The 21,778-nt window shown below is 67.5% G+C and carries 22 protein-coding genes; 14 read left to right on the top strand and 8 right to left on the bottom strand.

Annotated features, from left to right (window positions below; all coding sequences use genetic code 11):
• Positions 1–50: 50 nt before the first annotated feature.
• Both B6S44_RS07340 and B6S44_RS07335 read right to left on the bottom strand, forming a co-directional pair.
• Complete coding sequence (locus tag B6S44_RS07340; RefSeq protein ID WP_129156116.1) at positions 51–866, bottom strand: ABC transporter permease; 816 nt, start codon at positions 864–866, stop codon at positions 51–53.
• Positions 863–1,711 carry an IclR family transcriptional regulator gene (locus B6S44_RS07335; RefSeq protein WP_129156114.1) on the bottom strand — a complete coding sequence of 283 codons (849 nt, stop codon included), beginning with the start codon at positions 1,709–1,711 and terminating at the stop codon, positions 863–865. Before B6S44_RS07335 ends, B6S44_RS07340 begins: the two co-directional genes overlap by 4 nt.
• 120 nt (positions 1,712–1,831) lie before the next feature.
• On the opposite strand from B6S44_RS07335, the gene B6S44_RS07330 reads away from it, so the two are divergent.
• The 3 genes from B6S44_RS07330 (at position 1,832) to B6S44_RS07320 (ending at position 4,677) form a co-directional block, all read left to right on the top strand.
• Positions 1,832–2,530: a hypothetical protein gene (locus B6S44_RS07330; protein ID WP_129156112.1), complete on the top strand. Its 699-nt coding sequence runs from the start codon at positions 1,832–1,834 to the stop codon at positions 2,528–2,530.
• Positions 2,530–3,309, top strand: a complete 780-nt coding sequence (locus tag B6S44_RS07325) for an SDR family NAD(P)-dependent oxidoreductase (RefSeq protein ID WP_129156110.1) — start codon at positions 2,530–2,532, stop codon at positions 3,307–3,309. The genes B6S44_RS07330 and B6S44_RS07325 overlap by 1 nt, the downstream gene beginning before the upstream one ends.
• 123 nt (positions 3,310–3,432) lie before the next feature.
• Positions 3,433–4,677 (top strand): amidase, encoded by a 1,245-nt coding sequence (locus tag B6S44_RS07320; RefSeq protein ID WP_129156108.1) that lies wholly within the window; start codon positions 3,433–3,435, stop codon positions 4,675–4,677.
• Positions 4,678–5,143: 466 nt separating this feature from the next.
• On the opposite strand, the gene B6S44_RS07315 is transcribed toward B6S44_RS07320, so the two are convergent.
• Entirely contained in the window at positions 5,144–5,455 is a 312-nt protein-coding gene (locus B6S44_RS07315; protein WP_129156106.1) for a hypothetical protein, read from the bottom strand.
• Positions 5,456–5,635: 180 nt separating this feature from the next.
• Here B6S44_RS07315 and B6S44_RS07310 point away from each other — a divergent pair, with 180 nt between their 5' ends.
• The 3 genes from B6S44_RS07310 to B6S44_RS07300 all read left to right on the top strand — a co-directional run bounded on the left by B6S44_RS07310 (position 5,636) and on the right by B6S44_RS07300 (position 8,225).
• Positions 5,636–6,604 (top strand): TIM44-like domain-containing protein, encoded by a 969-nt coding sequence (locus B6S44_RS07310; protein ID WP_129156104.1) that lies wholly within the window; start codon positions 5,636–5,638, stop codon positions 6,602–6,604.
• A gap of 143 nt (positions 6,605–6,747) precedes the next feature.
• A complete protein-coding gene (gene dapB, locus B6S44_RS07305) occupies positions 6,748–7,554 on the top strand; it encodes a 4-hydroxy-tetrahydrodipicolinate reductase (protein ID WP_129156594.1) in 807 nt (268 codons plus the stop codon).
• A gap of 8 nt (positions 7,555–7,562) precedes the next feature.
• A complete protein-coding gene (locus B6S44_RS07300; protein ID WP_129156103.1) occupies positions 7,563–8,225 on the top strand; it encodes an alpha-ketoglutarate-dependent dioxygenase AlkB family protein in 663 nt (220 codons plus the stop codon).
• 55 nt (positions 8,226–8,280) lie between these two features.
• On the opposite strand, the gene B6S44_RS07295 is transcribed toward B6S44_RS07300, so the two are convergent.
• The 3 genes from B6S44_RS07295 to B6S44_RS07285 form a co-directional block, all read right to left on the bottom strand.
• Complete coding sequence (locus tag B6S44_RS07295) at positions 8,281–8,913, bottom strand: trimeric intracellular cation channel family protein (protein WP_126113794.1); 633 nt, start codon at positions 8,911–8,913, stop codon at positions 8,281–8,283.
• Positions 8,914–8,916: 3 nt separating this feature from the next.
• Entirely contained in the window at positions 8,917–9,540 is a 624-nt protein-coding gene (grpE, locus tag B6S44_RS07290; RefSeq protein ID WP_129156102.1) for a nucleotide exchange factor GrpE, read from the bottom strand.
• A 95-nt stretch (positions 9,541–9,635) separates the two neighbouring features.
• A complete protein-coding gene (locus B6S44_RS07285; protein WP_129156593.1) occupies positions 9,636–12,401 on the bottom strand; it encodes a [protein-PII] uridylyltransferase in 2,766 nt (921 codons plus the stop codon).
• 328 nt (positions 12,402–12,729) lie between these two features.
• Here B6S44_RS07285 and B6S44_RS07280 point away from each other — a divergent pair, with 328 nt between their 5' ends.
• The 5 genes from B6S44_RS07280 (at position 12,730) to B6S44_RS07260 (ending at position 16,778) form a co-directional block, all read left to right on the top strand.
• Positions 12,730–13,704 carry an aliphatic sulfonate ABC transporter substrate-binding protein gene (locus B6S44_RS07280; protein WP_129156101.1) on the top strand — a complete coding sequence of 325 codons (975 nt, stop codon included), beginning with the start codon at positions 12,730–12,732 and terminating at the stop codon, positions 13,702–13,704.
• A 20-nt stretch (positions 13,705–13,724) separates the two neighbouring features.
• Positions 13,725–14,558, top strand: a complete 834-nt coding sequence (locus tag B6S44_RS07275; RefSeq protein ID WP_129156100.1) for an ABC transporter permease — start codon at positions 13,725–13,727, stop codon at positions 14,556–14,558.
• Positions 14,559–14,565: 7 nt separating this feature from the next.
• On the top strand, positions 14,566–15,348 hold the full coding sequence (locus B6S44_RS07270; RefSeq protein ID WP_129156099.1) for an ABC transporter ATP-binding protein: 783 nt from the start codon (positions 14,566–14,568) through the stop codon (positions 15,346–15,348).
• Between the two features lie 233 nt (positions 15,349–15,581).
• Positions 15,582–16,217: an ATP-binding cassette domain-containing protein gene (locus tag B6S44_RS07265; RefSeq protein WP_129156098.1), complete on the top strand. Its 636-nt coding sequence runs from the start codon at positions 15,582–15,584 to the stop codon at positions 16,215–16,217.
• A 51-nt stretch (positions 16,218–16,268) separates the two neighbouring features.
• Positions 16,269–16,778 (top strand): OsmC family protein, encoded by a 510-nt coding sequence (locus B6S44_RS07260; RefSeq protein WP_129156097.1) that lies wholly within the window; start codon positions 16,269–16,271, stop codon positions 16,776–16,778.
• A 41-nt stretch (positions 16,779–16,819) separates the two neighbouring features.
• On the opposite strand, the gene B6S44_RS07255 is transcribed toward B6S44_RS07260, so the two are convergent.
• Both B6S44_RS07255 and B6S44_RS07250 read right to left on the bottom strand, forming a co-directional pair.
• The gene (locus B6S44_RS07255; protein WP_129156096.1) at positions 16,820–17,281 is read right to left on the bottom strand and encodes a hypothetical protein; all 462 of its coding nucleotides are present in this window, start codon (positions 17,279–17,281) and stop codon (positions 16,820–16,822) included.
• A gap of 691 nt (positions 17,282–17,972) precedes the next feature.
• Positions 17,973–19,157 (bottom strand): DNA recombination protein RmuC, encoded by a 1,185-nt coding sequence (locus tag B6S44_RS07250; RefSeq protein ID WP_129156095.1) that lies wholly within the window; start codon positions 19,155–19,157, stop codon positions 17,973–17,975.
• Positions 19,158–19,272: 115 nt separating this feature from the next.
• Here B6S44_RS07250 and def point away from each other — a divergent pair, with 115 nt between their 5' ends.
• The 3 genes from def (at position 19,273) to truA (ending at position 21,630) form a co-directional block, all read left to right on the top strand.
• Entirely contained in the window at positions 19,273–19,806 is a 534-nt protein-coding gene (gene def / locus B6S44_RS07245; RefSeq protein WP_129156094.1) for a peptide deformylase, read from the top strand.
• Between the two features lie 153 nt (positions 19,807–19,959).
• Complete coding sequence (fmt, locus tag B6S44_RS07240) at positions 19,960–20,889, top strand: methionyl-tRNA formyltransferase (RefSeq protein WP_129156093.1); 930 nt, start codon at positions 19,960–19,962, stop codon at positions 20,887–20,889.
• 3 nt (positions 20,890–20,892) lie between these two features.
• Complete coding sequence (gene truA, locus B6S44_RS07235; RefSeq protein WP_129156092.1) at positions 20,893–21,630, top strand: tRNA pseudouridine(38-40) synthase TruA; 738 nt, start codon at positions 20,893–20,895, stop codon at positions 21,628–21,630.
• The last annotated feature ends 148 nt before the right edge of the window (positions 21,631–21,778 follow it).

Raw genomic sequence — 21,778 nt, 5'->3', positions numbered from 1 at the left:
TTCTCCCTGTGGTTCCGGTTTGCCCGGATTGATGGTCGATTTCGTAAGTTTCAGCCCTTGCGCTGCCAGGGCATCAGAAGCACCTCGAGCCCATCGACGAGATAGCTGAACAGGATGCCGACGACGGAGAGCGCCACCAGGCAGGCGAAGATCAACGGCATGTCGAGGAAGCTCGTGCCGCGCAAAAGCAGGTAGCCGAGGCCGGCATTGGCGCCGACGAACTCGCCGACGATGGCGCCGGTCGCCGCAAACACGGCCGAGACCTTCAGCCCCGAGAAGATATAAGTGAGGGCCGCCGGCACCCGGACATAGCGGAAGGTCTGCCAGGCCGAAGCGCCCATCGAGCGCGTCAGGTAAAGCACGCGCTCATCCAGCGCCCGAAAGCCCGTCATGCTCGCGACCAGCGTCGGGAAGAAGCAGAGCAGGAAGGTCAGCAGCACCTTCGGGAACAGGCCGAAGCCGAACCAGACGACGAAGAGCGGCGCGATCGCGATCTTCGGCACGAGCTGGAAGAAGACGATGACCGGGTAGATCGCCTTCTCCAGCAGCCTGACCGAGACGATGACGTAGCCGAGCGGGATCGAGATCACCGCCGCCATCAGGAAGCCGAGCACGATCTCGTTCGCCGTCACCAGTGTGTGCTGGAAGATCAGCGCCCGGTCGATCCAGAGCCGCTCGAAGAAGGCGCTCGGCACGGGCAGGATGTATTCGGGGATGCCGGCCATCGGTACCAGGAGCTGCCAGGCGACGAGCAGCACGGCGAAGCTCGCCAGGGGCCAGGCGATGGCCGAGACCCAGGCGGCGGCGTTGCCGGAGGCCTGCGGCGTCGTCCCTGTGGTCGCACTGGTTGCGCTGTCGCTGCTCATGTTGATGTCTCTGTCGGCATCGTTTGTCCGGATGCCCCTGTCGAAACGGCCGGCAGTGGTCCGATCTGTCGCCGCCTCAGCGGCCAGATCTCAGCCATGTTCCGGGCTGCGGTGGCGAGCGCCGCCGCGACCTCGCTGCGACGCGCCTCCTGCATGCGCGGCAATGGGCCGGCGACACTGAGCGTGCCTGCAATCGGCGCTCCCGTATCGGGCCCGGCGCGGAAAGTCGTCGCCATCGCGACGGTGCCGATCTCGCCCTCCTCGACGGCGAGGGCGAAACCGCGGCTGCGGGTCTCGGCGAGATGCTTGCGCAAGGCGTCGACGTCCCCGAGCGCGTTCGGACCGGCGCGGCCCTCCGCGTCGAAACCGCGCGCGCAGACGATGCGCAGTGCCTCCGCCTCCGGCAGCGAGGCGAGCCAGGCCTTGCCGGTCGCGGTGGCGTGCAGGACGATGCCCATCCCCATGGGCGGCTCGTAACGCAGACCGGCGGTAGCGCCCTGGGCGCGCGCGATCCAGGTCAGGTTTTCGCCTTCCACCACGGCGAGGCGGCAATATTCGCGGGTCGTGCGGGCGAGCTCGTCGAGGACGATCTGGCCGGCATCGGGCAGGCCGCGCAGGTCGAGATTGCGGAAGGCGAGCTGGGACAGTTTCAGCGTCAATCCATAGGCGCCCGACTGCGCATCCTGGGTGACGAAACCGCGCTCAGCGAGTGTCGCGAGCAGCCGGTGGGTCGCGCTGACCGGCAGGTCGAGTCGCTCGGCAAGCACGGTCAGGTCGGCGCCATCGGCTTCGCCCGCGAGCGCCTCCAGCAGTTTGAATGCGCGCTCGACCGCTGCGATCGTCACTCGTCCCCGCCCTCGTTTTGATTAAGATTGGAAATCATTTCCAATTTGGATTTCATTTTCGTATAGAGACGGGGTGAGGCCAAGTCAACGCGCCTCGCAGGGTGAGCCCATGGAGGAACGATGAGCCTGGCAGGTGAGGGAGCGATCGCGATCTGGCATGACATCGCGCCGGAGGGCAGGGCGGAGTTCTATGCCTGGCATGGCGAGGAGCACATGCCGGAACGGGTCGGCATTCCCGGCTTCCTGCGCGGGCGCCGCTATGTCGCGATCGACGCCGACCTCGAATTCTTCAACCTCTATGAGGCGCAGAGCCTCGAAGTGCTGAAGGGGCAGGACTATACGGCCAGGGTCAACGCGCCGACGCCCTGGACGATGTCGGCGGTGAAGCACTTCCGCTCGGTGGCGCGTGCGATCTGCCGTGTCTCCCACACCACCGGGCCGGCCCAGGGCGGGCTGATCGCGACCTTGCGCTACGATGTGCCTGATAACATCGCCTCAGCCCATAAGGCGGCGCTGCTGCGCGGGCTGGTGCCGGACCTGCTCGCCACCCGCGGCGTCGCCGGCGTTCACGTGCTGGCGGCGGATGCCGAGGCGAGCGGCGTCGCCACGGCCGAGCAGAAGGTGCGCGGCATCGCCAACGCCGTGCCGCGCTGGGTGCTGTTGGTCGAGGGCTGGGGCGACGAGGCCGAATTCGTCGCGCTGGCGCGCGATCAGCTTGCCGCCGAGGAATTCGAAGTCCTCGGCGGCCAGGGCCCGTTCTCTCTTGGCCTCTACCGTCACCAGGTCACCCGGACCAAGACCTCCTGGACAGCCGGCTGATGAGTGCGCGTCATGATCTCTCCGGCCGGCATGCGATTGTCACCGGCGGTGCTGGCGGGCTCGGCCGCGGCATCACCAATGCGCTGATCGAAGCCGGCGCAAGTGTCGAGCTCTGGGATCAGGATGCCGTCGCGCTGGCGCAAGTCGCGCCCGAACTGGGGCGCCGAGCCAGCCAGCGCCAGCTCGATATTCGCGATGTCAACGCGGTCGAGGCGGCGGCCGATGCTGCGGTTGCCGCCCATGGCCGCATCGACATCCTGATCAACAACGCCGGCGTGCTCGGCGAAGTGAAGCCGATCTGGGAGACGACACCGGAGAACTTCCAGCGCGTGCTGCAGGTCAACCTGTTCGGGGCCTATCTGGTCACCCGCGCCGTCGTCGGCCGGATGCTGCGCCAGGAACCGCGACGCTCGCCGGACGGACATCCCTTGCGCGGCCATGTCGTCAACATCGCCTCGATCCAGGGCAAGGAAGGCATGGCGCAGGCTGCGGCCTATTCCGCCTCGAAGGCAGGGCTGATCGCACTGACCAAGAGCGTCGCCAAGGAGACCGCGAAGGAGGGCATCATCGTCACCGCGGTGACGCCGGCCGCTGCCGAGACCGCCATGGCCAGGGAGATTTCGGCGGAGCGGCGCGCCGACATCATGTCGCGCATCCCGATGGGGCGTTTCGTCGAGGTGCCGGAGGTGGCGCGCATGGTGCTCTGGCTGTCCTCTGACGACTGCTCCTTCTCGACCGGCGGGATTTTCGATCTTTCGGGTGGTCGCGCGACCTATTGAGCGCCGCGCCGCGCGGGGTGCATGCCCCGTCTGCAAGGGCGCTCTCACGGCTTCCTTCGAGCGCCGGGCTTGTGCCAGCATGGTCGCATCGGCCGTTCGGCTGCGGATTCCAGGGACAGGTTCATGCTTTCGGTTCGCGATATCGCTCGCCGCGTCGCCAATGGCGAGATGTCGGCTCAGGCTGCCCTTGCCGATAGCGAGCGGCGAATCGAGGAGCGGGATGGCGATCTCAGAGCTTTTGCGGCTCGGCCCGAGACGCTTTCGCCAGGCGAGGGGCCGCTGGCCGGCATCGCAGTCGGGGTCAAGGACATCATCGACACCGCCGATCTGCCGACCGGCATGGGCTCGTCGATCTATGACGGCCATCAGCCCAAGGCCGATGCCCCGATCGTGATGGCGCTGAAGGCGACCGGCGCGACCGTCGCCGGCAAGACCCAGACTACCGCCTTCGCCTTTCTCGACCCGGCCCCGACGCGAAACCCGCATGACCGCTCTGCCAGCCCGGGCGGATCCTCGGCCGGTTCGGCGGCCGCTGTCGCCGCCAGCCTCGTCCCGCTCGCCATCGGCACGCAGACCGGCGGCTCAGTGATCCGCCCCGCCGCCTATTGCGGCGTCGCCGCGATCAAACCGTCCTACGGACTTCTGCCTACTGTCGGGGTGAAGCCCTTTTCCTGGTCGCTCGATACGCTCGGCCTGATGGCAGCCAGCGCCGGCGATCTCGGCTTCGCTTTGGCGGCGCTGACCGGCCGCGCCGATCTTGACGCTCCCGAGGCGGCGCTGGATGGATTGAAGCTCGGCCTTTGCCGGCAGGAGTTCGCCGACAAGCCGGAGCCGGCTTGCGAGGGCGCGCTGCAGCGCATCTCCGAACTTGCCCGGCAAGGCGGCGCGCAGGTCCTCGAGCTGGCGACGCCGGCCGAACTCGCCGAGACCTTCCACGCCCATGGTCCGTTGCAGAATTGGGAAGCGACGCAGGCGCTCGCCTGGGAATACGCCAATCATCGTGACGAACTGCCGCCGAAGCTGCGCGCCTATCTCGACGAGGTTCGCACCACCACACCGCAGGACTACGACGCGGCGCGCGCCGCGTCCCGGCGCGGGCGCCAGGCAGCCGAGCGCTGGTTCGGCGAAGCTGATCTCGTCCTGACCTATGCCGCGCCGGGCGAAGCGCCGGAGACCCTCGCTTCGACCGGCGATTCCAAGTTCAACCGGCTCTGGACGCTGCTCGGCACACCCTGCCTGACCGTGCCGCTGATGCGTGGCCCGCGTGGTCTGCCGGTCTCGTTCCAGCTCGTCGGACGCTTCGGTGACGATGCGCGGGTCATTGCCGTGGCGCGTGCGCTCGAGCGCCAGATCCTGATGCCGGGATGACGAAATCTCGGCGAAAGCTGGGCGCTGGTCCCGCCTGGGACAATATTGCGCTGCAACAACTCAGGCTCGATTGTGACGGTAGGGATCTATACTGCTCTTTGGAATACTAAAAACCTCTGCTGAGAAGGTCTTATGCGGAACTATCCACAAAGCAGTTCAATGCTTTAACCGCTGATTAAGAACGTTTCTCTGCTGCGACGCTCGCTGCGGCGTCGCAGGCACTTGCAGCGGCCGCCGTTTCTGCTAGCTTCCATGTCAGGTCAATGACAAAGGAGGGTTCACATGAACCTCGCGCTAAGTCTCGACCGGTTGGCCATGGGTGCGGCATTTGCGCTGGTTCTGGCGATCGTGATCGGAGCGTTCTGACGGGGAAGTCAGTCTCAAGTCCAAAGACCACAAGCCAATTGGGAAGCGTCGCGGGAGAGGCCCTGCGGCGCTTTTCCTTTGAATCCAGCAAGGTGCCCGCTCAACTCTCCGGGCAGGGATTCTGGGTCACTTCCCAGGACATCATATTGATCACGCGGCCGCAGGTGGCGAGGCGTCGGCCCATGGTGGTACGGATGCAGGCCATGCTGCCTTCCGCGATCTTCTTGCCGTCACTCCAGCAGAAGCAATAGGGCTCAGGAGCCTGCGCCAGGCGCGGTCTGTCGAGGGCTGCCGCGCGCTGCTCTTGCGCAAGGGCAGGGGTTTGGAACAGTAGCGCGATTGTCGCAAAGAGCGCCCAGAAGGACAGCGCGACTGCGCCTGAGCAGGGTAGCCTCCGAGGGGATCGGATCATGGCTCGCTCCCGTCGTTTGCCTAAAGGCTAACGTGACGGAAACCATAGCATGGCAGCATCGAACCCCCAATGGTGGGATAGTCGGCTCAGCAGCGCCGATCGCGCAGGCTCACCTTGCGAAAGTCGTACGACCCGACCATATTCTGGGTCCAGTGAGCCATCCAGGCTCCGGGAGGAACCATGTCTCTGATTTCGCTCGCCCGTCGTGGCCGTGCCGTCGCTCTCATCGCCGGCGCACTTCTGCTGGTGCCGATCATCGCCGAGGCCGCCCCGGGCGGCCGCAGCGTCGGCGGCCGCGGTTCGCGCACCCAGTCGCAGGTCGCGCCAACGCCGACCGCGCCCGGCTCCTCGTTCCAGCGTAGCCCGACGCAGGCGCCCGGCCCGACGGCCGCCGCTCCGGCTGCTGGTGCGGCAGGCGCTGCCGCGCAGGCCGCCCGCCCGTCCATGGCGCGCAGCCTGATGATGGGCGTCGCCGGTGGTCTGCTCGGGGCCGGCCTGTTCGGCCTGCTCTCGGGCGCCGGCTTCGGCGGCCTTGCCGGCCTGCTTGGCCTGCTCTTCCAGGCCGCGCTGATCGGCGGTCTGATCTGGCTGGCCCTGCGCCTGTTCCGTCGTCGCAGCGAGCCGCAGCTCGCCGGCGCCGGCGCGCCGCTCGACCGTCAGGCCTACCAGCCGCAGGCTGCTCCGGCCATGGCCGGCGGTCTCGGTGGCGGCGCTGCCGCGGCAGCAGCGGCCAAGCCGGTCGAGTTCGAGCTGGTCGGTGCCGATTACGGCAACTTCGAGCGCCTGCTCACCGAGGTGCAGACGTCCATCTCCGATGAGAATGTCGCCCGCCTGCGTCAGATCGCGACGCCGGAGATTTCCGGTGCGCTGGAGGAGGAGTTCGCCGAGAACGCTCGCAAGGGCCTGATCGAGCGCGCCGCCGAGGTCAAGCTGCTGCAGGGCGACCTCGCCGAATCCTGGCGCGAGGATGGCTACGACTACGCCACCGTCGCGATGCGCTTCAGCCTGCTCACCGCGATGGTCGAGCGCAATGGCGGCAAGGTCGTCGAGGGCCATGCCACCATCCCGCGCGAGGTGATCGAGCACTGGACCTTCGTGCGCTCGCGCGGCGGCGAGTGGAAAGTCACGGGGATCCAGCCGGTCGAATAGGCCGGCGACCACACCCGAAATCTGTACGGCCGGGCTTTGCCCGGCCGTTTTTCGTTTCGGCCCGCAGAGAAGCAGCTTATAGGCATGCGCTGCCCGGCCTGCGCCGGTCTGGATACTGGCTGGAGCGTTTCATCATGAGCGACATGCGTCTCGTCGTCGTCGGCGCCGCCGGCCGGATGGGCCGCACGCTGGTCAAAGCGATCCATGACACGCAAGGTTGCGTGCTTTCCGCCGCGATCGAGCGGCCGGGCTCGCCGGCACTTGGCCAGGACGCCGCGGTGCTCGCCGGCCTGCCCGCCAGTGGCGTCACGGTCAGCGACGACGCGCTCGCCGCCTTCGTCGAGGCCGAGGGCGTGCTCGATTTCACCACCCCCGACGCGACGGTGGCCTTTGCCGGCCTCGCCGCCCAGGCCCGCATCGTCCATGTCGCCGGCACCACCGGCATGGAGCCGCAGCATCTGGCCAAGCTCGAGGCGGCGGCGCGCCATGCCGCGATCATCCGCTCCGGCAATATGAGTCTCGGCGTCAACTTGCTGGCGGCGCTGGTGCGCAAGGTCGCGGCGACGCTCGGCACCGATTGGGACATCGAGATCGTCGAGATGCACCACCGCATGAAGGTCGATGCGCCCTCGGGCACCGCCGTGCTGCTCGGTGAGGCGGCCGCCGAAGGTCGTAGCGTTGATCTCGCCGAGACTCGCGTCGCGGTGCGCGATGGCCAGGTCGGCGCCCGCCAGCCCGGCACGATCGGCTTTGCCGCTTTGCGCGGCGGTACCGTCGTCGGCGATCATAAGGTGATCTTCGCCGGCGCCGGCGAGCGGCTCGAACTCGCCCATGTCGCCGAGGATCGCAGCCTGTTCGCGCAAGGCGCGGTCAAGGCGGCGCTCTGGGGCCGCGGCCGCAAGCCCGGCCTCTATTCGATGGCCGACGTGCTCGGCCTCGACAAGCTCTGAGCGCCGCAATGGCTGCGCTCGCCGTCGCGCCGGGCGTGACGCATTGGCCGGGCTATCTCGATCCGGCCGAGCAGGCGGCCCTCGTCGCGGAACTGCGCGAGGCGGCGCGGCAGGCGCCGTTTTATGTGCCGCGCATGCCGAAGACCGGAAAACCGTTCTCGGTCAAAATGACCAATTGCGGGCCGCTCGGCTGGGTCTCGGACGAGCGCGGCTACCGCTACCAGCCGCTTCATCCTGAAACTGCGCAACCCTGGCCGCCGATCCCGGCCCGGCTGCTGCGCGCCTGGCAGGAACTCGCAGGCTATCCGCACCCGCCCGAGGCCTGCCTCGTCAATTTCTACGAGCCGACCGCGAAGATGGGCCTGCATCAGGACCGCGACGAGCAGGATTTCGACGCGCCGGTGCTGTCGCTCTCGCTCGGCGACACCGCTGTCTTCCGCATTGGCGGCACCAGCCGCGGCGGCAAGACGGTCTCGCTGAAGCTGGCTTCGGGCGATGCGCTCGCCTTCGGCGGCGAGGCGCGGCTCGCTTTTCACGGCATCGACCGCATCCTTGCGGGATCGTCGAGCCTGCTGCCGCAGGCGGGACGGATCAACCTGACGCTGCGGCGAGTGACCATAGCATCGGACCGAAAAGTGGAATCCACTTTTCGGAAGAATCCGATGCGATGACAATATGATAGATCATAGTAACCGCGTCCGTTCGGACGCGCGATGATCTAGGCCGTCAGCTTGACTGCTTTGGGGTATCGTCGCCCGGCAGCTTTGGAAACGACCAGCCGAACAGGAGCGAGCCGGCGCGCAGGCCAAAGCCTGCGGCGAGCCCGCCCAGCATGACGAGCCTTGCGTCCAGCCCCATTTGTGCGAGGCCGACTGTCGCGCCGGCGCCGGCTGCCGCGGCGGTGACGTAAAAATCGCGGCTCCACAGCACCATCGGCCGGTCGCCGGCGAGGATATCGCGAATGATGCCGCCGAAGGTCGCGGTCATGGCGCCGAAGGCGATAGCCGAGGCGATCGGAACGCCTGATGCGAGCCCCTTCTGCGCGCCGACCACGGCAAAGAGCGCGAGCCCGGCCGCGTCGGCCCAGATCAACAGGCGCTTGGCGCCCCAGCCGTCGAGCATGCCGGGCTTGGCATAGGCGATCGCCCAGGCCGCAAGGGCGACGGCCGTGCACAGCATCACGTCGGATGGCGCCTCGATCCAGAAGACGCGCCGGTCGAGCAGGAGGTCGCGCAAGGTGCCGCCGCCAACGCCGGTGACGGTGGCGAGCAGGATGAAGCCGAACGGGTCCATCCGCTTGCGGGCGGCGACGAGCGCCCCGGTCAGGGCGAAGACGACGACGCCCGCAGCTTCGAGCACCTGTCAGTTCACAGGCTTGTCGCCGGCATCGGCGGCCGGGCTGTCCGAACCGTTGGCGGCGGGCTTGGGCGCGCCGGCCGAGACGCCGACCAGCGCCGGACGCAGCACCCGCTCGCCGATCTTGTAGCCGGTCTGCACCACCTTCGAGACGAGGCCCTTGGCGATGCCGGCATCGGGCGCCTCGAACATGGCCTGGTGCAGGTTCGGATCGAACTTCTCGCCCTGCGGATCGATCTTGCGCACGCCGTGGCGCTCGAGCGTCTTCAGGAGCTCGCGCTCGGTCAGTTCGACGCCTTCGACCAAGGCGTTCAGCGCAGTATCGGCGGTGGCGCGGGCCGCCTCCGGCAAGCTTTCGAGCGCGCGGCGCAGATTATCGGCCGAGCCGAGCAGGTCGCGGGCGAAGCTGGTCACCGCATAGGCTTTGGCGTCGGCGATCTCGCGCTCGGTGCGCCGGCGCAGGTTCTCCATCTCGGCGAGGGTGCGCAGCAGCTTGTCCTTGAAGTCGTCGCGCTCGGCCTCGGCCGTGGCGAGCGGATCGGGCGTCTGCGTCTCGACCGCCTCGGCCTGTGCCGTTTCCTGGCTCTCGGTTTCCGGCTTCGGATCGTCCTTCGCAGGGTTCTGCGTCATTCCATCATCCCAATCGTTGATCGTCATGGATCATTGCGGCGTAACCTCGAGGCACACCGGCTTCGTCGCCGATATCGGGCTTCGGCGGGGCGAAATCAAGCGCGGGCCATGGCCTTGGCCTTGCCTGCGGCTGGTTTGTCGAGCTCCTGGCTGAACACGGCGAGCAGCGCCTGGCGGATCAGCAACTGCCGGCCGGTCGAGGTGATCTTCGCCCCGGTCAGGTCGGTGACGTAGAAGACGTCGACCGCTTTCTCGCCGAAGGTCGCGATATGGGCCGAGGCGATGTTGAGGTTGAGCTTCCCGATCGCGGTGGTGAGATCGTAGAGCAGGCCGGGCCGGTCGAGGCCCGAGACCTCCAGTACTGTGTAGCGCGACGACAGGACATTATCGATGATCACCTCGGGCGCGACCTGGAAGGTCCCGCCACGCGGTGGCGGCGCGCGGCGCTGGGCGACGAGGTCGGCGATCTTGATCTCGCCCTTGAGCGCGCGCTCGATCGCCGCCGCAATCCGCTCGGCGCGGCGCAATTCGTCGTCGTCGCGCTCGAAGGCGCGCGAGACGAAGATCGTGTCGAGCACCAAGCCGTCCGTGGTGGTGAAGATCTGCGCATCGACGATGTTGCCGCCGGCCGCCGCGCAGGCGCCGGTGACGATGGCGAGCAGGCGCGGATGGTCCGGCGCCAGCACGGTGAGCTCGGTCACGCCGCGGAACTGGTCGGTCTCGACCTTTGTCGAGGTGGTGCGGCCGGCGATTTCCGCCTCGCGCAGGAAGCGGGCGTGCTGCTCCTGCCGCTCGGGTTCGACCTTGAGCCAATAGGCCGGGTAATGCCGGGCGAGATAGGCGGCCCGCTCCTCCGCCGTCCAGTCGGACAGGCGCGCTTCCAACGCCTCCTGCTTGCGCTCGACCCTGGCCTTGCGCTCGATGCCGGAATGGCCCCCGGCGAGCACGATCTCGGTCTCGTAGTAGAGCGTGCGCAGCAATTGCCCCTTCCAGCCGTTCCAGACGCCAGGGCCGACCGCCTTGATATCGGCGACGGTCAAAACCAGCAGCAGCTTCAGCCGCTCCAGCGTCTGTACGATTCCCGCGAAGCTCTCGATCGTCTTGGGGTCGCCGAGATCGCGGCTCTGGGCGATCGTCGACATCACCAGGTGGTTCTCGATCAGCCAGACAACCGTCTCGGTCTGCGCCTCGGTGAGGCCGAGCCGCGGGCAGAGCTTGCGGGCAATGCGGGCACCCTCGACTGAATGGTCCTCCGGCCGGCCCTTGGCGATATCGTGCAGGAAGAGCGCGACATAGAGCGCGCGCCGGTTGGTGATCGTCGCGAAGATCGAGTTCGCAAGGGGATGCTCGGCTTCGAGTGCACCAGCGTCGACCTCGGCGAGGATGCCGATCGAGCGGAGCAGGTGCTCGTCGACCGTGTAGTGATGATACATGTTGAACTGCATCATCGCGACGACGCGGCCGAAATCCGGGACGAAGCGGCCGAGCAGGCCGGATTCGTTCATCCGCCGCAGCACCGCTTCCGGCGAGCGGCGCGCGGTCAGGACCTCCAGGAAGATGCGGTTGGCCTCGCGGTCCTGTCGCAACTGCGGCGTGACCAGCCGGAGCGACTGCGTCACCAGCCGGCTGGTGTCGGGATGGATGGCGAGGTCGTCGCGGCTGGCGATCTCGTAGAGCCGCAGCAGGTTGACCGGATCGCGCTTGAAGGCGTCGTCGTCGATCACGGCGAGGCGTTGGCCCTGCAGGGTGAAATCGGGATGGCCGAGCGCGCGCACGCGCCGGCGCTTGGTGAAGGTGCCGATCAGGCTGGTCAGGCTGGCGCGCGGCTTCTGCTGGCGCGCTTCCAGCGCGGCGCAGACGATGGCGGTGAGGTCGCCGACATCCTTTGCGACGAGGAAGTAGGCCTTCATGAAGCGTTCGACCGGAGCCTGGCCGCTGCGGCCGGCATAGCCGATCGCGGCCGCAACCTGGCGCTGCAGGTCGAAGGAGAGCCGCTCCTCGGCCCGGCCGGTGATGAAATGCATCCAGCAGCGTACCCGCCAGAGGAACTCCTCCGAGCGCTGGAACATCGCGAACTCGCGGGCGTCGAACAGCCCGGCCTCGACCAGCTCGGCGGAATCGTCGACCCGGTAGGAGTATTTGGCGATCCAGAACAGCGTGTTGAGGTCGCGCAGGCCGCCCTTGCCGTCCTTGACATTGGGCTCGACCAGATAACGCGACGAGCCGGCGCGGGCGACGCGGGTCTCGCGTTCGGCGAGCTTGGCCTCGGTGAAGGCGGGGGCGGTGCCCTCGGCGATCTCGGCGCCGTAGCGCCGGACGAGGTCGGCGAACAGCGCCGCATCGCCGCAGATCAGCCGCGCCTCCAGCAGCGCGGTGCGGATCGTCATGTCGGCCCGACCCTCGCGGATGCAATCGTCGACCGAGCGCACGGAATGGCCGACCTTCAGCTTCAGGTCCCAGAGCGGGTAGAGCATGGCCTCGACCACGCTCTCGCCCCAGGCGGTCTGCTTGTCGGGGAAGAGGAAGAGCAGGTCGACATCCGAACCCGGTGCCAGCGTGCCGCGGCCATAGCCGCCGACCGCCACCACGGCGATGCGCTCGCCGGCAGAGGGGTTGTCGACCGGATAGAAATGCCGCGTCGCCGCCGCGTGCAGGCTCTCGACGACGCTGTCCATCGCGCCGGAGAGCCGCTTGGCGCAGGTGAGGCCGTTGCGGGTGCGGGCCAGGATCTCCCGTGCCGACTGGCGCCCTTCTTCGAGGTTGTCGCGCAGGGCGCTGACCAGGGCGCTTCGCAGGCCGTCGCGATCCCCCTTGTCGAAGGGCCGCGCCAACCTGCCGACCGCGGCCACGGGATTGTCGATGAACTCGGCGAGGCGGGGCGCTGGCTTGTCGTGAGAGGGCGGCACTGAACGAGGCTCTTCGGGGCTTTCGGCGGAAGCGGCGGCCAGCGACTCCTAGCACGATTGCGGCGAGGCGCGGAGCGCTAATTCAACATGGTATGGATGTGAAAATACCGATCTCACATTGGCTGGCGTTTTGTTTGACAAAGAGAACGATCGAACCTATCAATCGGACACGCGCCGATTTGAGCCAGCAGCTTGCGGGCGCGAAACAAGTGCAGCTAAAGCGGGGGCGCTGGGGGCTGGTTGCCTTCGAATCCCTTCGCGTGAAGTCTTCGAAGGGAACGCCATGCCGATCATCTCGTCTTCGACCCGCCGCGCCGTGCTCGCCGGTCTCGCCGCAGCCTCGCTCGCTTTCGGCAGCGCCATGGCGCAGGCGCCCAAGGAAATCCGCGTCGATTACGCGACCTACAATCCCGTCAGCCTGGTGCTGAAGGACCGCGGTATCCTCGAAAAGGCGCTCGAGGCCGATGGCATCAAGGTGCGCTGGGTGCTCTCCGCAGGTTCGAACAAGGCGCTCGAATTCCTCAATGCCGGCTCGCTCGATTTCGGCTCGACCGCCGGCGCCGCCGCGCTGATCGCCAGGATCAACGGCAACCCGATCAAGTCGATCTATGTCTATTCCAGGCCCGAGTGGACCGCATTGGTCACCGGTGCCAAGACCGAGATCACCAAGGTTGCCGATCTCAAGGGCAAGCGCGTCGCCGTCACCCGCGGCACCGATCCGCACATCTTCCTGGTCCGCTCGCTGGCCGAGGCCGGCCTGACCGAGAAGGACGTCAAGCTCGTGCTGCTGCAGCACGCCGACGGCCGGCTCGCGCTCGAGCGCGGCGATGTCGAGGCCTGGGCCGGGCTCGACCCGATGATGGCCGCCGCCGAGGTCGAGGCCGGTGCCAAGCTCTTCCACCGCAAGGCCGCCGACAACACCTGGGGCGTCCTCAATGTCCGCGAGGAGTTTGCCGAGAAGAACCCGGACCTCGTCCGCAAGGTGCTGAAAGCCTATGAGGAGGCGCGCGCCATCGCGCTCGCCAATCCGGCCGAGGTCAGGAAGGCGCTGGTCGAGGCGACCAAGCTCTCCGACGCGGTGATCGAGCGCCAGCTGACCCGGACCGAGCTGACCCACAGCACGATCGGTCCGGATCAGGCGCGGACGATCCTCGCCGCAGGCCTGGCCTTGCAGCAGGCTGGCGTCCTGCCGGCAAACGCCGACGTCAAGGCGACGGTCGACGCGCTGATCGACAAGCGCTTTGCCGCGACCAACTGAGCGGGCATGATCCCGTCGCGATGAGTTCGATCGAGATCGCAGACGCCATCGACGGGAAGCCGGCCGTGCCGCCTACGCGGCCGGCTTCCCGCATCGGCTTGCGGCTCGCCGGCTTCCTGCTGCCGGTCGTTCTCGCGATCATCTGGGAAATCCTCGTCCGGGCCGGCCTCGCCAATGGCCGGCTGATGCCGCCGCCCAGCGTGGTCGGCAAAACGCTCTGGCAGCTCGCCGTCAGCGGCGAGCTCTGGACTCATGCACTGGCGACGCTCTGGCGCGTCGCCGCTGGCTTCGGCATCGGCGCCGCCGTCGGCACCGCGCTCGGCGCCCTGACCGGCGCGCTGCCGCTGGCGCGCGGCCTGCTCGACCCGACCTTGCAGGCCCTGCGCGCCATCCCCTCGATCGCCTGGGTGCCGCTCTTCATCCTCTGGTTCGGCATCTTCGAGGCCTCGAAGGTGGCGCTGATCGCGGTCGGCGTCTTCTTCCCTGTCTATCTCGGCGTCGCCGCCGCGATCCTCTCGATCGATCGCAAGATCGTCGAGGTCGGCCGGGTCTTTCGCCTGGGCCGCCTCGCCATGGTCCGGCGCGTCCTGCTGCCGGCGATCCTGCCCGACTGGTTCACAGCGCTGCGCGGCGGGCTCGGGCTCGGCTTCATGTTCGTCGTCGCCGCCGAGATCATGGGCGCCAGCGAGGGGCTCGGCTATCTCCTGGTCGACGGCCAGCAGCTCGGCCGGCCCGACACCATCATCGCCGCGATCATCGCCTTCGCCGTGCTCGGCAAGCTCGCTGACGGATTGCTGCTCGCCATCACCCGTCCCTTCCTTGCCTGGCAGGACACCGCCAGGGACAGGCTCTGAGGGCGTCATGCTCATCTTCGACCACCTTTCCAAGACCTATGCCGACGGCACCCGCGCGCTCGCCGGCATCGACATCTCCGTTGCCGGCGGCGAGATCCTGGCGCTGGTGGGCGGTTCCGGCTGTGGCAAGACCACGCTCTTGCGCCTCGTCGCCGGGCTCGACCGGCCGAGCGAGGGGGCCATCCTGCTGGGCGGCGCCGCCATCACCGAGCCGCGCGCCGATGTCGGCGTCATCTTCCAGGAGCCGCGCCTGCTGCCCTGGCTCTCGGTCGCCGACAACGCCGGCTTCGGCCTCAGCTTTCTGCCTGCGGCGGAGCGTTCTCGCCTCGTCACCGGTGCGCTCGCCCGCGTCGGCCTCGCCGGCTATGAGGCGCGCTGGCCGCGCGAGCTCTCCGGCGGCCAGCAGCAGCGCGTCGCCATCGCCCGCGCTTTGGTCACCCGGCCGAAGCTGCTGCTGATGGACGAGCCCTTCTCGGCGCTCGACGCGACGACGCGGGCAAGCCTGCACGGCCATCTCCTCGCGCTCTGGGAGGAGAGCCGGCCGACCGTGGTGATGGTCACCCATGATGTCGAGGAGGCGGTGACGCTGGCCGACCGTATCGTGGTGATGCAGCCGCGGCCCGGCCGCATCTTCGACGAACTCGACAATCCGCTGACGCGCCCGCGCGACCGGCTCTCGCCGGCCTTCGAGGCGATCAAGCGCGAGGCATTGCGCACGCTCGACCGCTCGCTCACCGACAGCGAGCCGCGTCAGCACAAGACGGCCGAGAGCGCCGGGATGTGGTGGTAGGCCGTTTGACAAAACGGACGTCTGGACCGTATGAGAGGACACGCGCCGATTTGAGCCTCAGCTTGCGGGCGCGAAACAAATGCAGCTAAAGCGCGGGACGACGGGACGGCCTGATGCCGTCGGCGCTCCCTCCGCCTTGTTTTGGAAGGAGCTATTGATGTCGGCCGCTCTTCACAGCCTCTCCCGTTCTCCCGACAACGTTCTGCCGCCCGGCAGCTGGCGAGGTTGTCGCGTTGCTCGGCGCCTCCGCCGAGGTTCGCTCGGCGGCGCTGCGTGGGTTTGCAGATCTGGTATCCGATGATGGGTCGGTTCCGACGGCCGAGATCGGCCTGCTTTGCGCCAAGCCGCGCTTCTTCCCCTGGCTAAACCTCACAGAGAACCTCGCCTTCGCTTTGCCGAAGGCGACGCCGTTCGAGCGCGAGGGCCTGATCGCCAATGTGCTGGTCCGCGTCGGCCTCGCCGTGCAGGCGGCGCAGCGGCCAGGAGTGCTCTCGCCCGAGGAACTGCTGCGGCTTGCGATCGCCCGCCTCCTGCTGGTCAGGCCGCGGCTGCTGCTAATCGACGAGCCCTTCGCGGCACTCGACGCCGAGGCGCGCGAGCGGCTGGCGGCCTTCCTGCCGGAGCTCTGTACGCAGGGGCGCCCCGCTGTCGTCATAGCGGCCGGCTCCGTCGAGGAGGCCGTGCGGCTGGCCGACCGCATCCTCGTCCTGCCGCACGAGGCCGGGCCGATAGCCTTCAGTCTCGATAATCTGCTGAGCCGCCCGCGCGATGAGCGCTCCGTCGGCTTCGTCGCTTTGCGCCGCGAGTTGCGCCGGGCGCTCGAAAAGGAAAGCCGGCATGTCGTGCCGGATGTAGAGGCTGCGGCCTGAAGCGGCTAGACAGGCCGCCACCAGCTTCTCTTCTACCCGAGGATCACGATCATGGACGTCACCGCGCTGCGCGCTTTGCAGGCTCCGCTCAAGGACAAGTACCGCGAGGCGCCCGATGCGGCGGTGATCACGCTGAAGGCCAGGGGCGAGCTCGACGACCAGCACATCGCCTGCAAGGTCGAGGCCGGCCGGGCGATCGCGCTCGCCGGCCTGCACCCGGCGACGGGAGGCTCCGGCGCCGAGCTCTGCTCCGGCGACATGCTGCTGGAAGCCCTCGTCGCCTGCGCCGGCGTCACCTTGAAGGCCGTCGCGACCGCGCTCGAGATCGAGCTGAAGAAGGGCACCGTCCGTGCCGAGGGCGATCTCGATTTCCGCGGCACGCTCGGCGTCGCCAAGGATGCCGCCGTCGGCTTCAAGGCGATCCGCCTCTCCTTCGACGTCGAGACCGATGCGCCGCAGGAGAAGCTCGACACGCTGCTCAAGCTGACCGAGCGCTATTGCGTCGTCTTCCAGACGCTCAACGTGAAGCCGGAGTTGTCGGCGGCGCTGACCAGCGTTTAAGCGCCGCGGGTGGCCAGTCGGAAACTATCGGGGATCGGTGGCTAGCGGACCATCGGTCCCGCCATGAAAACTTCCACCATGCCGTCTTTTGTGCGGGCCTGAAGTGAGCAGTCTCCGCCTGAAATTTTAATCTCCTCCCCTAATTCGAATGCCCGAACCAAGCGCGGCCTGATGTCCTTGTTCGGGGAACGATCGACCAGATGGCTGATGAAAATCCCGGCAAGAACGTCCTTGTCTGTTTTTTCGCTGGCAGACGCGCTGAGCACGGCCAAATATCCAGGCACATATCCGGGCATCGCAAACGAATGGGTTGCCAGAGACCGCTCTTTGACGAGGCATTGGAGGCCTTCGTTTTCGTAGAGGCACCTCTCCTTGTAAGGTTCGAATACTAAGCCGATCGCTGAAATCGCGGCCTTGGCATCTCTGATTGCAATTTCGCAAGCCGCTAGATGATTAGGGAGCAAACTCAAAGCCAGTGCAGCAGCGAACCTGATCGAGCGCACCGGTATGTCTCCTAAAGATAATACTACTCACGGTAGGCGGCCTCTATCGAGTCCGCAATGGTCGGAATCGGCCACTCAACAGACGCGCGGGGATCAGTCGCGACTTTATCCCCGCCCTCTCGACCTTCCATATAATCCGCCACATCCCATCCCCGAGGGGCGGCCGACCGGAGGCATGTCGTTTGGCGGGGTGGGTGCGGCGCCTGCGGGCGAGGGTTGCGCCTCGCTCCCGGGAGGCTTCGGGAACCGACCTGGGGGTACTACGGCCCCTGCGCGAGGAGCTCGCTAGACCGCGCCGGTTCACACCGGCGCGACAGAAGCGCGGCCCGGGGCTTTAAAATCGCCGAAGGCGGAGCGCCACGGGGCGTGCGGGTGGTGGCTCAATCCATCCGCGCCGCTTCCTGGCTCAACGGAAGCGGATACCAAATCGCGCCTCGCGGCGCTCCGCTGCCCCTCATATGCACAACGCCCGCGGGATGAGCCTGCGGGCGGGGACGACGCTTGGGCGTGGGAAGTGCGGGGAACCCCTCTCCTGGAAGGAGAGGGGCAGGGGTGAGGTGTTCGGGAGAGAAATCGTGAGCCTCAACCCAACCGCGCGGTCAGCGCTCGCGTCACTGGTCCAACGGCCTACACCTCACCCTGCCCTCTCCTTCCAGGAGAGGGTTTGCGTCGCGGTTCCGCCGCCTTTCGCCTATTCCGCCGCCTTCAGCTTCACCTCTTTGGCGAAGGGCAGGGCCGGCTCGTTGGGGCGAGCATCGTCGAATTCGAGCGCGCCGATCCTTTCGGCCCGGCCGGTGACCTTGCCGGCCGAGGTCTTGATCTGGCTGACGTCGTCCTGCGCCTGGCGGAAATGGTTGTCGAGCTTGTCGACGCGGTCGCCGAGCCGGCGGACGTCGTCGAGCAATTTGCCGACCTCCGACTGGATCACCTGCGCCTCCTCGCGCATGCGCGCATCGCGCACCAGCGACTGCATCAGCTGGATCGCCAGCGCCAGCAGCGAGGGTGAGACGATCATCACCCGCGCCCGGTGCGCCTTCTGGATCACGTCGTCGAAATACTCGTGCAGGTCGGCATAGATCGATTCCGAGGGCACGAAGAGCAGCGCCATGTCCTGCGTCTCGCCCGGCAGGAAATAGCGCTCGGCGATGTCCTTGACGTGCTGGCCGACATCGCCGCGCACCCGCGCCGAGGCCTGCTTCTTCGCCTCGTCGCCGCGCGCCTCGCGCAGCATGGTGAAGCTCTCCAGCGGGAATTTGGCGTCGATGACGAGGCCGCGCCCGTCGCCGGGCAGGGTGACGAGGCAGTCCGGCCGCTTGCCGCTCGAAAGCGTCGGCTGGAACGCGAAGAATGCCGCTGGGAGACCGTCGCGGATGATCGCCTCCATCCGGCCCTGGCCATAGGCGCCGCGCGCCTGCTTGTTGGAAAGCACGTCCTTCAGCGTCACCACCTCGCCGGTGAGCTCGGTCAGGTTCTTCTGGGCGCTGTCGATGACGGCGAGCCGCTCCTGCAATTTGCCGAGGCTCTCGCTGGTCTGGCGGACATTTTGCTCAAGGCCGGCACCGACCTGCTGGCGCAACCCGTCCATCCGGTCGGCCATGACGCGGGCAAGGTCGCCCTGCCGGGTCGAGAGGATCTCGGCCATGGTCTGCATGCGGCCGGTGAGCTCGGCTTGCAGCCGGTTCATCTCGGCGACCTTGTCGTCCATCTCGCGGGCGCGCTCGGCCGCCATCGCCGCTTCCATCTCGCGCCGGCGCGAGCCGCGCCAGGACGAGAGCAGCGCCAGCAGGAGCAGGGCAAGGGTCAGCCCGGCAAAGCCGAAGGCGGCCTCGGCCCAGCTCACCGGGCGCTCGAGCAGGACGAAGGCGATCTGGTTCATCCCTGAAGCCTACACGATTCGTCTGGCAATTCTAGAACATAAGCGGAACAGTTTGACCGCTTCCCCACAAGAGCTTATGTCGCCGCAACTTCCGACAATCGTTCCAGAGCGCCCTATGGCTATCCGCCCCCTCGTCATTCTGCCCGATTCGATGCTGCGCAAGGTCTCGGCGCCGATCGGCGACATCACGCCCGAGATCCGCAAGCTGGCGGAAGACATGCTGGAGACGATGTACGACGCGCCTGGCATTGGCCTCGCCGCGATCCAGATCGGCGAGCCGGTCCGCCTCGTCACCCTCGACGTCTCGAAGAAGGCGGAGGAGGGTGAGGAGCAGCAGCGCGAGCCGATGGTCCTCGTCAATCCGGAGGTGACCTGGAACTCGGACGAGTTCAGCGCCTATGAAGAAGGCTGCCTCTCGATCCCCGAATATTACGAGGAGGTCGAGCGGCCGGCGCGGGTCAAGGTCAGCTATCGCGATCTCGACGGCAAGGCGCAGGAGATCGAGGCCGACGGCCTGCTCGCCACCTGCCTGCAGCACGAGATCGACCATCTCAACGGCGTGCTCTTCATCGATTATCTGTCGCGGCTGAAGCGGGAGCGCGTCACCAAGCGCTTCGCCAAGGCGGCGAAACGGGACAGCGCGGCTTAGGATAGGCCGGCGAAACACGCCGTCATTCCGGACAAGCCGCGTCAGCGGCGCCGCTCCGGAATCCATCGTAGAACGCCGGGGCCCTTCGATGGATTCCGGGTCTTCGCTTCGCTACGCCCGGAATGACGGGCAGGTTTGGGATAAAGTTGGCCTATGAGTTTGCGCGTCATCTTCATGGGCACGCCGGATTTCTCCGTGCCCACCCTGACCGAGATCATCGGCCAGGGCCATGAGGTCGTCTCGGTCTACACCCGCGCCCCGGCGCCGGCTGGGCGCGGCATGGAGCTGCGGCCCTCGCCAGTCCAGGTCACGGCCGAGCGCTTCGGCATTCCGGTGTTCTCGCCGAAGACGCTGAAGACCGCCGAGGCCGCCGAGATCATGGCCTCGCACCAGGCCGATGTCGCTGTCGTCGTCGCCTACGGCCTGATCCTGCCCAAGGCGATCCTGGAGGTACCGGAGCTCGGCTGCCTCAATCTCCACGCCTCGCTGCTGCCTCGCTGGCGCGGCGCCGCGCCGATCCAGCGCGCGATCATGGCCGGCGATGCCGAGACCGGCGTCTGCGTGATGAAGATGGAGGAGGGGCTCGATACCGGCCCTGTCGCCATGGTCGAGACACTGGCGATCGATGGCAACGCCACGGCTGGCGACATGCACGACCGTCTCGCCGGCCTCGGCGCAGACCTGATGGTCCGGGCGCTGCCGGCCCTCGGTCGTGGCGGCCTGCGCTTCACGCCGCAGCCCGAAGAGGGCGTCACCTATGCCAGCAAGATCGGCAATGACGAGGCCAAGCTGAGCTGGAACCGACCGGCCCAGCAGGTCCACGATGTCGTGCGCGGCCTCTCGCCCTTCCCGGGCGCCTTCGTCGAGGTCGATCTCGGCAAGGGGCCAGAGCGGTTGAAGCTGCTGCGCACCGCACGCGCCGGCGGCGCGGCCGAGCCCGGCACGCTGCTCGACGACGAGGGCACGATCGCCTGCGCCGTCGGGGCGGTGAAGCTGATCCAGGTCCAGCGCGCCGGCAAGGGGCCGATGAGCGCCCAGGAGTTCCTGCGCGGTGCGCGGCTGTCTGCGGGCGCGAAGCTTTAGCCAATGCCGCGTTACAAGCTCGTCATCGAATATGACGGCACGCCCTTCTCAGGCTGGCAGCGCCAGCTCAACGGGCCATCGGTCCAGCAGAGTGTCGAGGAGGCGATCGAGGCCTTCTGCGGTCATGCCGTGCGCCTGCACTGCGCCGGGCGCACCGATGCCGGCGTCCATGCCACTCATCAGGTCGCCCATGTCGATCTCGACAAGGACTGGCGCACCGATGTCGTGCGCGACGCCAGCAATGCCAGGCTGAAGCGCCTGCCGGTAGCGGTGCTGAGCGCCGAGGCCGTGCCGGATACCTTCGACGCCCGCATCTCGGCGACGCGCCGCTATTATATTTACCGCATCCTCGACCGGCGGGCGCAGCCGGCGCTCGACGCCAACCGCGTCTGGCATGTCCCGGTCAGGCTTGACCACGAGGCGATGGACCGTGCCGCCAAGGCGCTGATCGGCCATCACGACTTCACCACCTTCCGTGCCGCCGAATGCCAGGCGAACAGCCCGATGCGGACGCTCGACCGCTTCGACTGCCGGCGCGAGGGGGCCGAGATCGTCGCCTATGTCCATGCCCGTTCTTTCCTGCACCATCAGGTCCGCTCCATGGTCGGCTGCCTGAAGATGGTCGGCATGGGGCGCTGGCCGGAGAACAAGGTCGGCAAGGTGCTGGCGGCGCGCGACCGCTCGCAATGCGCAGCGCTGGCGCCGTCCAGCGGGCTCTATCTCGCTGGCGTGGATTACTGAAAACCACGCGGTCATTCCGGGGCGCCGCGTAGCGGCGAGCCCGGAACCCATGACCACGCTGTTCGAGGCAAGGATGCTTCTGTCGCCGCAACGGTTCGGCGCCGTCGTGTTCATGGATTCCGGGCTCATCGCTTCGCCATGCCCCGGA

Source organism: Allobosea sp. Tri-44 (assembly GCF_004123845.1).
Classification (GTDB): Bacteria; Pseudomonadota; Alphaproteobacteria; order Rhizobiales; family Beijerinckiaceae; genus Allobosea.
This window is presented reverse-complemented; position numbering and strand designations above follow the sequence as displayed.

Excerpts from the sequence above, each read along its gene's own strand:
- fmt (WP_129156093.1), top strand. The coding sequence starts at position 19,960 with ATGAGTTTGCGCGTCATCTTCATGGGCACGCCGGATTTCTCCGTGCCC.
- dapB (WP_129156594.1), top strand. The coding sequence starts at position 6,748 with ATGCGTCTCGTCGTCGTCGGCGCCGCCGGCCGGATGGGCCGCACGCTG.
- def (WP_129156094.1), top strand. The coding sequence starts at position 19,273 with ATGGCTATCCGCCCCCTCGTCATTCTGCCCGATTCGATGCTGCGCAAG.
- B6S44_RS07250 (WP_129156095.1), bottom strand. The coding sequence starts at position 19,157 with ATGAACCAGATCGCCTTCGTCCTGCTCGAGCGCCCGGTGAGCTGGGCC.
- B6S44_RS07325 (WP_129156110.1), top strand. The coding sequence starts at position 2,530 with ATGAGTGCGCGTCATGATCTCTCCGGCCGGCATGCGATTGTCACCGGC.
- B6S44_RS07270 (WP_129156099.1), top strand. The coding sequence starts at position 14,566 with ATGCTCATCTTCGACCACCTTTCCAAGACCTATGCCGACGGCACCCGC.
- B6S44_RS07310 (WP_129156104.1), top strand. The coding sequence starts at position 5,636 with ATGTCTCTGATTTCGCTCGCCCGTCGTGGCCGTGCCGTCGCTCTCATC.
- B6S44_RS07340 (WP_129156116.1), bottom strand. The coding sequence starts at position 866 with ATGAGCAGCGACAGCGCAACCAGTGCGACCACAGGGACGACGCCGCAG.
- B6S44_RS07320 (WP_129156108.1), top strand. The coding sequence starts at position 3,433 with ATGCTTTCGGTTCGCGATATCGCTCGCCGCGTCGCCAATGGCGAGATG.
- grpE (WP_129156102.1), bottom strand. The coding sequence starts at position 9,540 with ATGACGCAGAACCCTGCGAAGGACGATCCGAAGCCGGAAACCGAGAGC.
- B6S44_RS07275 (WP_129156100.1), top strand. The coding sequence starts at position 13,725 with ATGAGTTCGATCGAGATCGCAGACGCCATCGACGGGAAGCCGGCCGTG.
- B6S44_RS07280 (WP_129156101.1), top strand. The coding sequence starts at position 12,730 with ATGCCGATCATCTCGTCTTCGACCCGCCGCGCCGTGCTCGCCGGTCTC.
- B6S44_RS07300 (WP_129156103.1), top strand. The coding sequence starts at position 7,563 with ATGGCTGCGCTCGCCGTCGCGCCGGGCGTGACGCATTGGCCGGGCTAT.
- truA (WP_129156092.1), top strand. The coding sequence starts at position 20,893 with ATGCCGCGTTACAAGCTCGTCATCGAATATGACGGCACGCCCTTCTCA.
- B6S44_RS07315 (WP_129156106.1), bottom strand. The coding sequence starts at position 5,455 with ATGATCCGATCCCCTCGGAGGCTACCCTGCTCAGGCGCAGTCGCGCTG.
- B6S44_RS07260 (WP_129156097.1), top strand. The coding sequence starts at position 16,269 with ATGGACGTCACCGCGCTGCGCGCTTTGCAGGCTCCGCTCAAGGACAAG.
- B6S44_RS07330 (WP_129156112.1), top strand. The coding sequence starts at position 1,832 with ATGAGCCTGGCAGGTGAGGGAGCGATCGCGATCTGGCATGACATCGCG.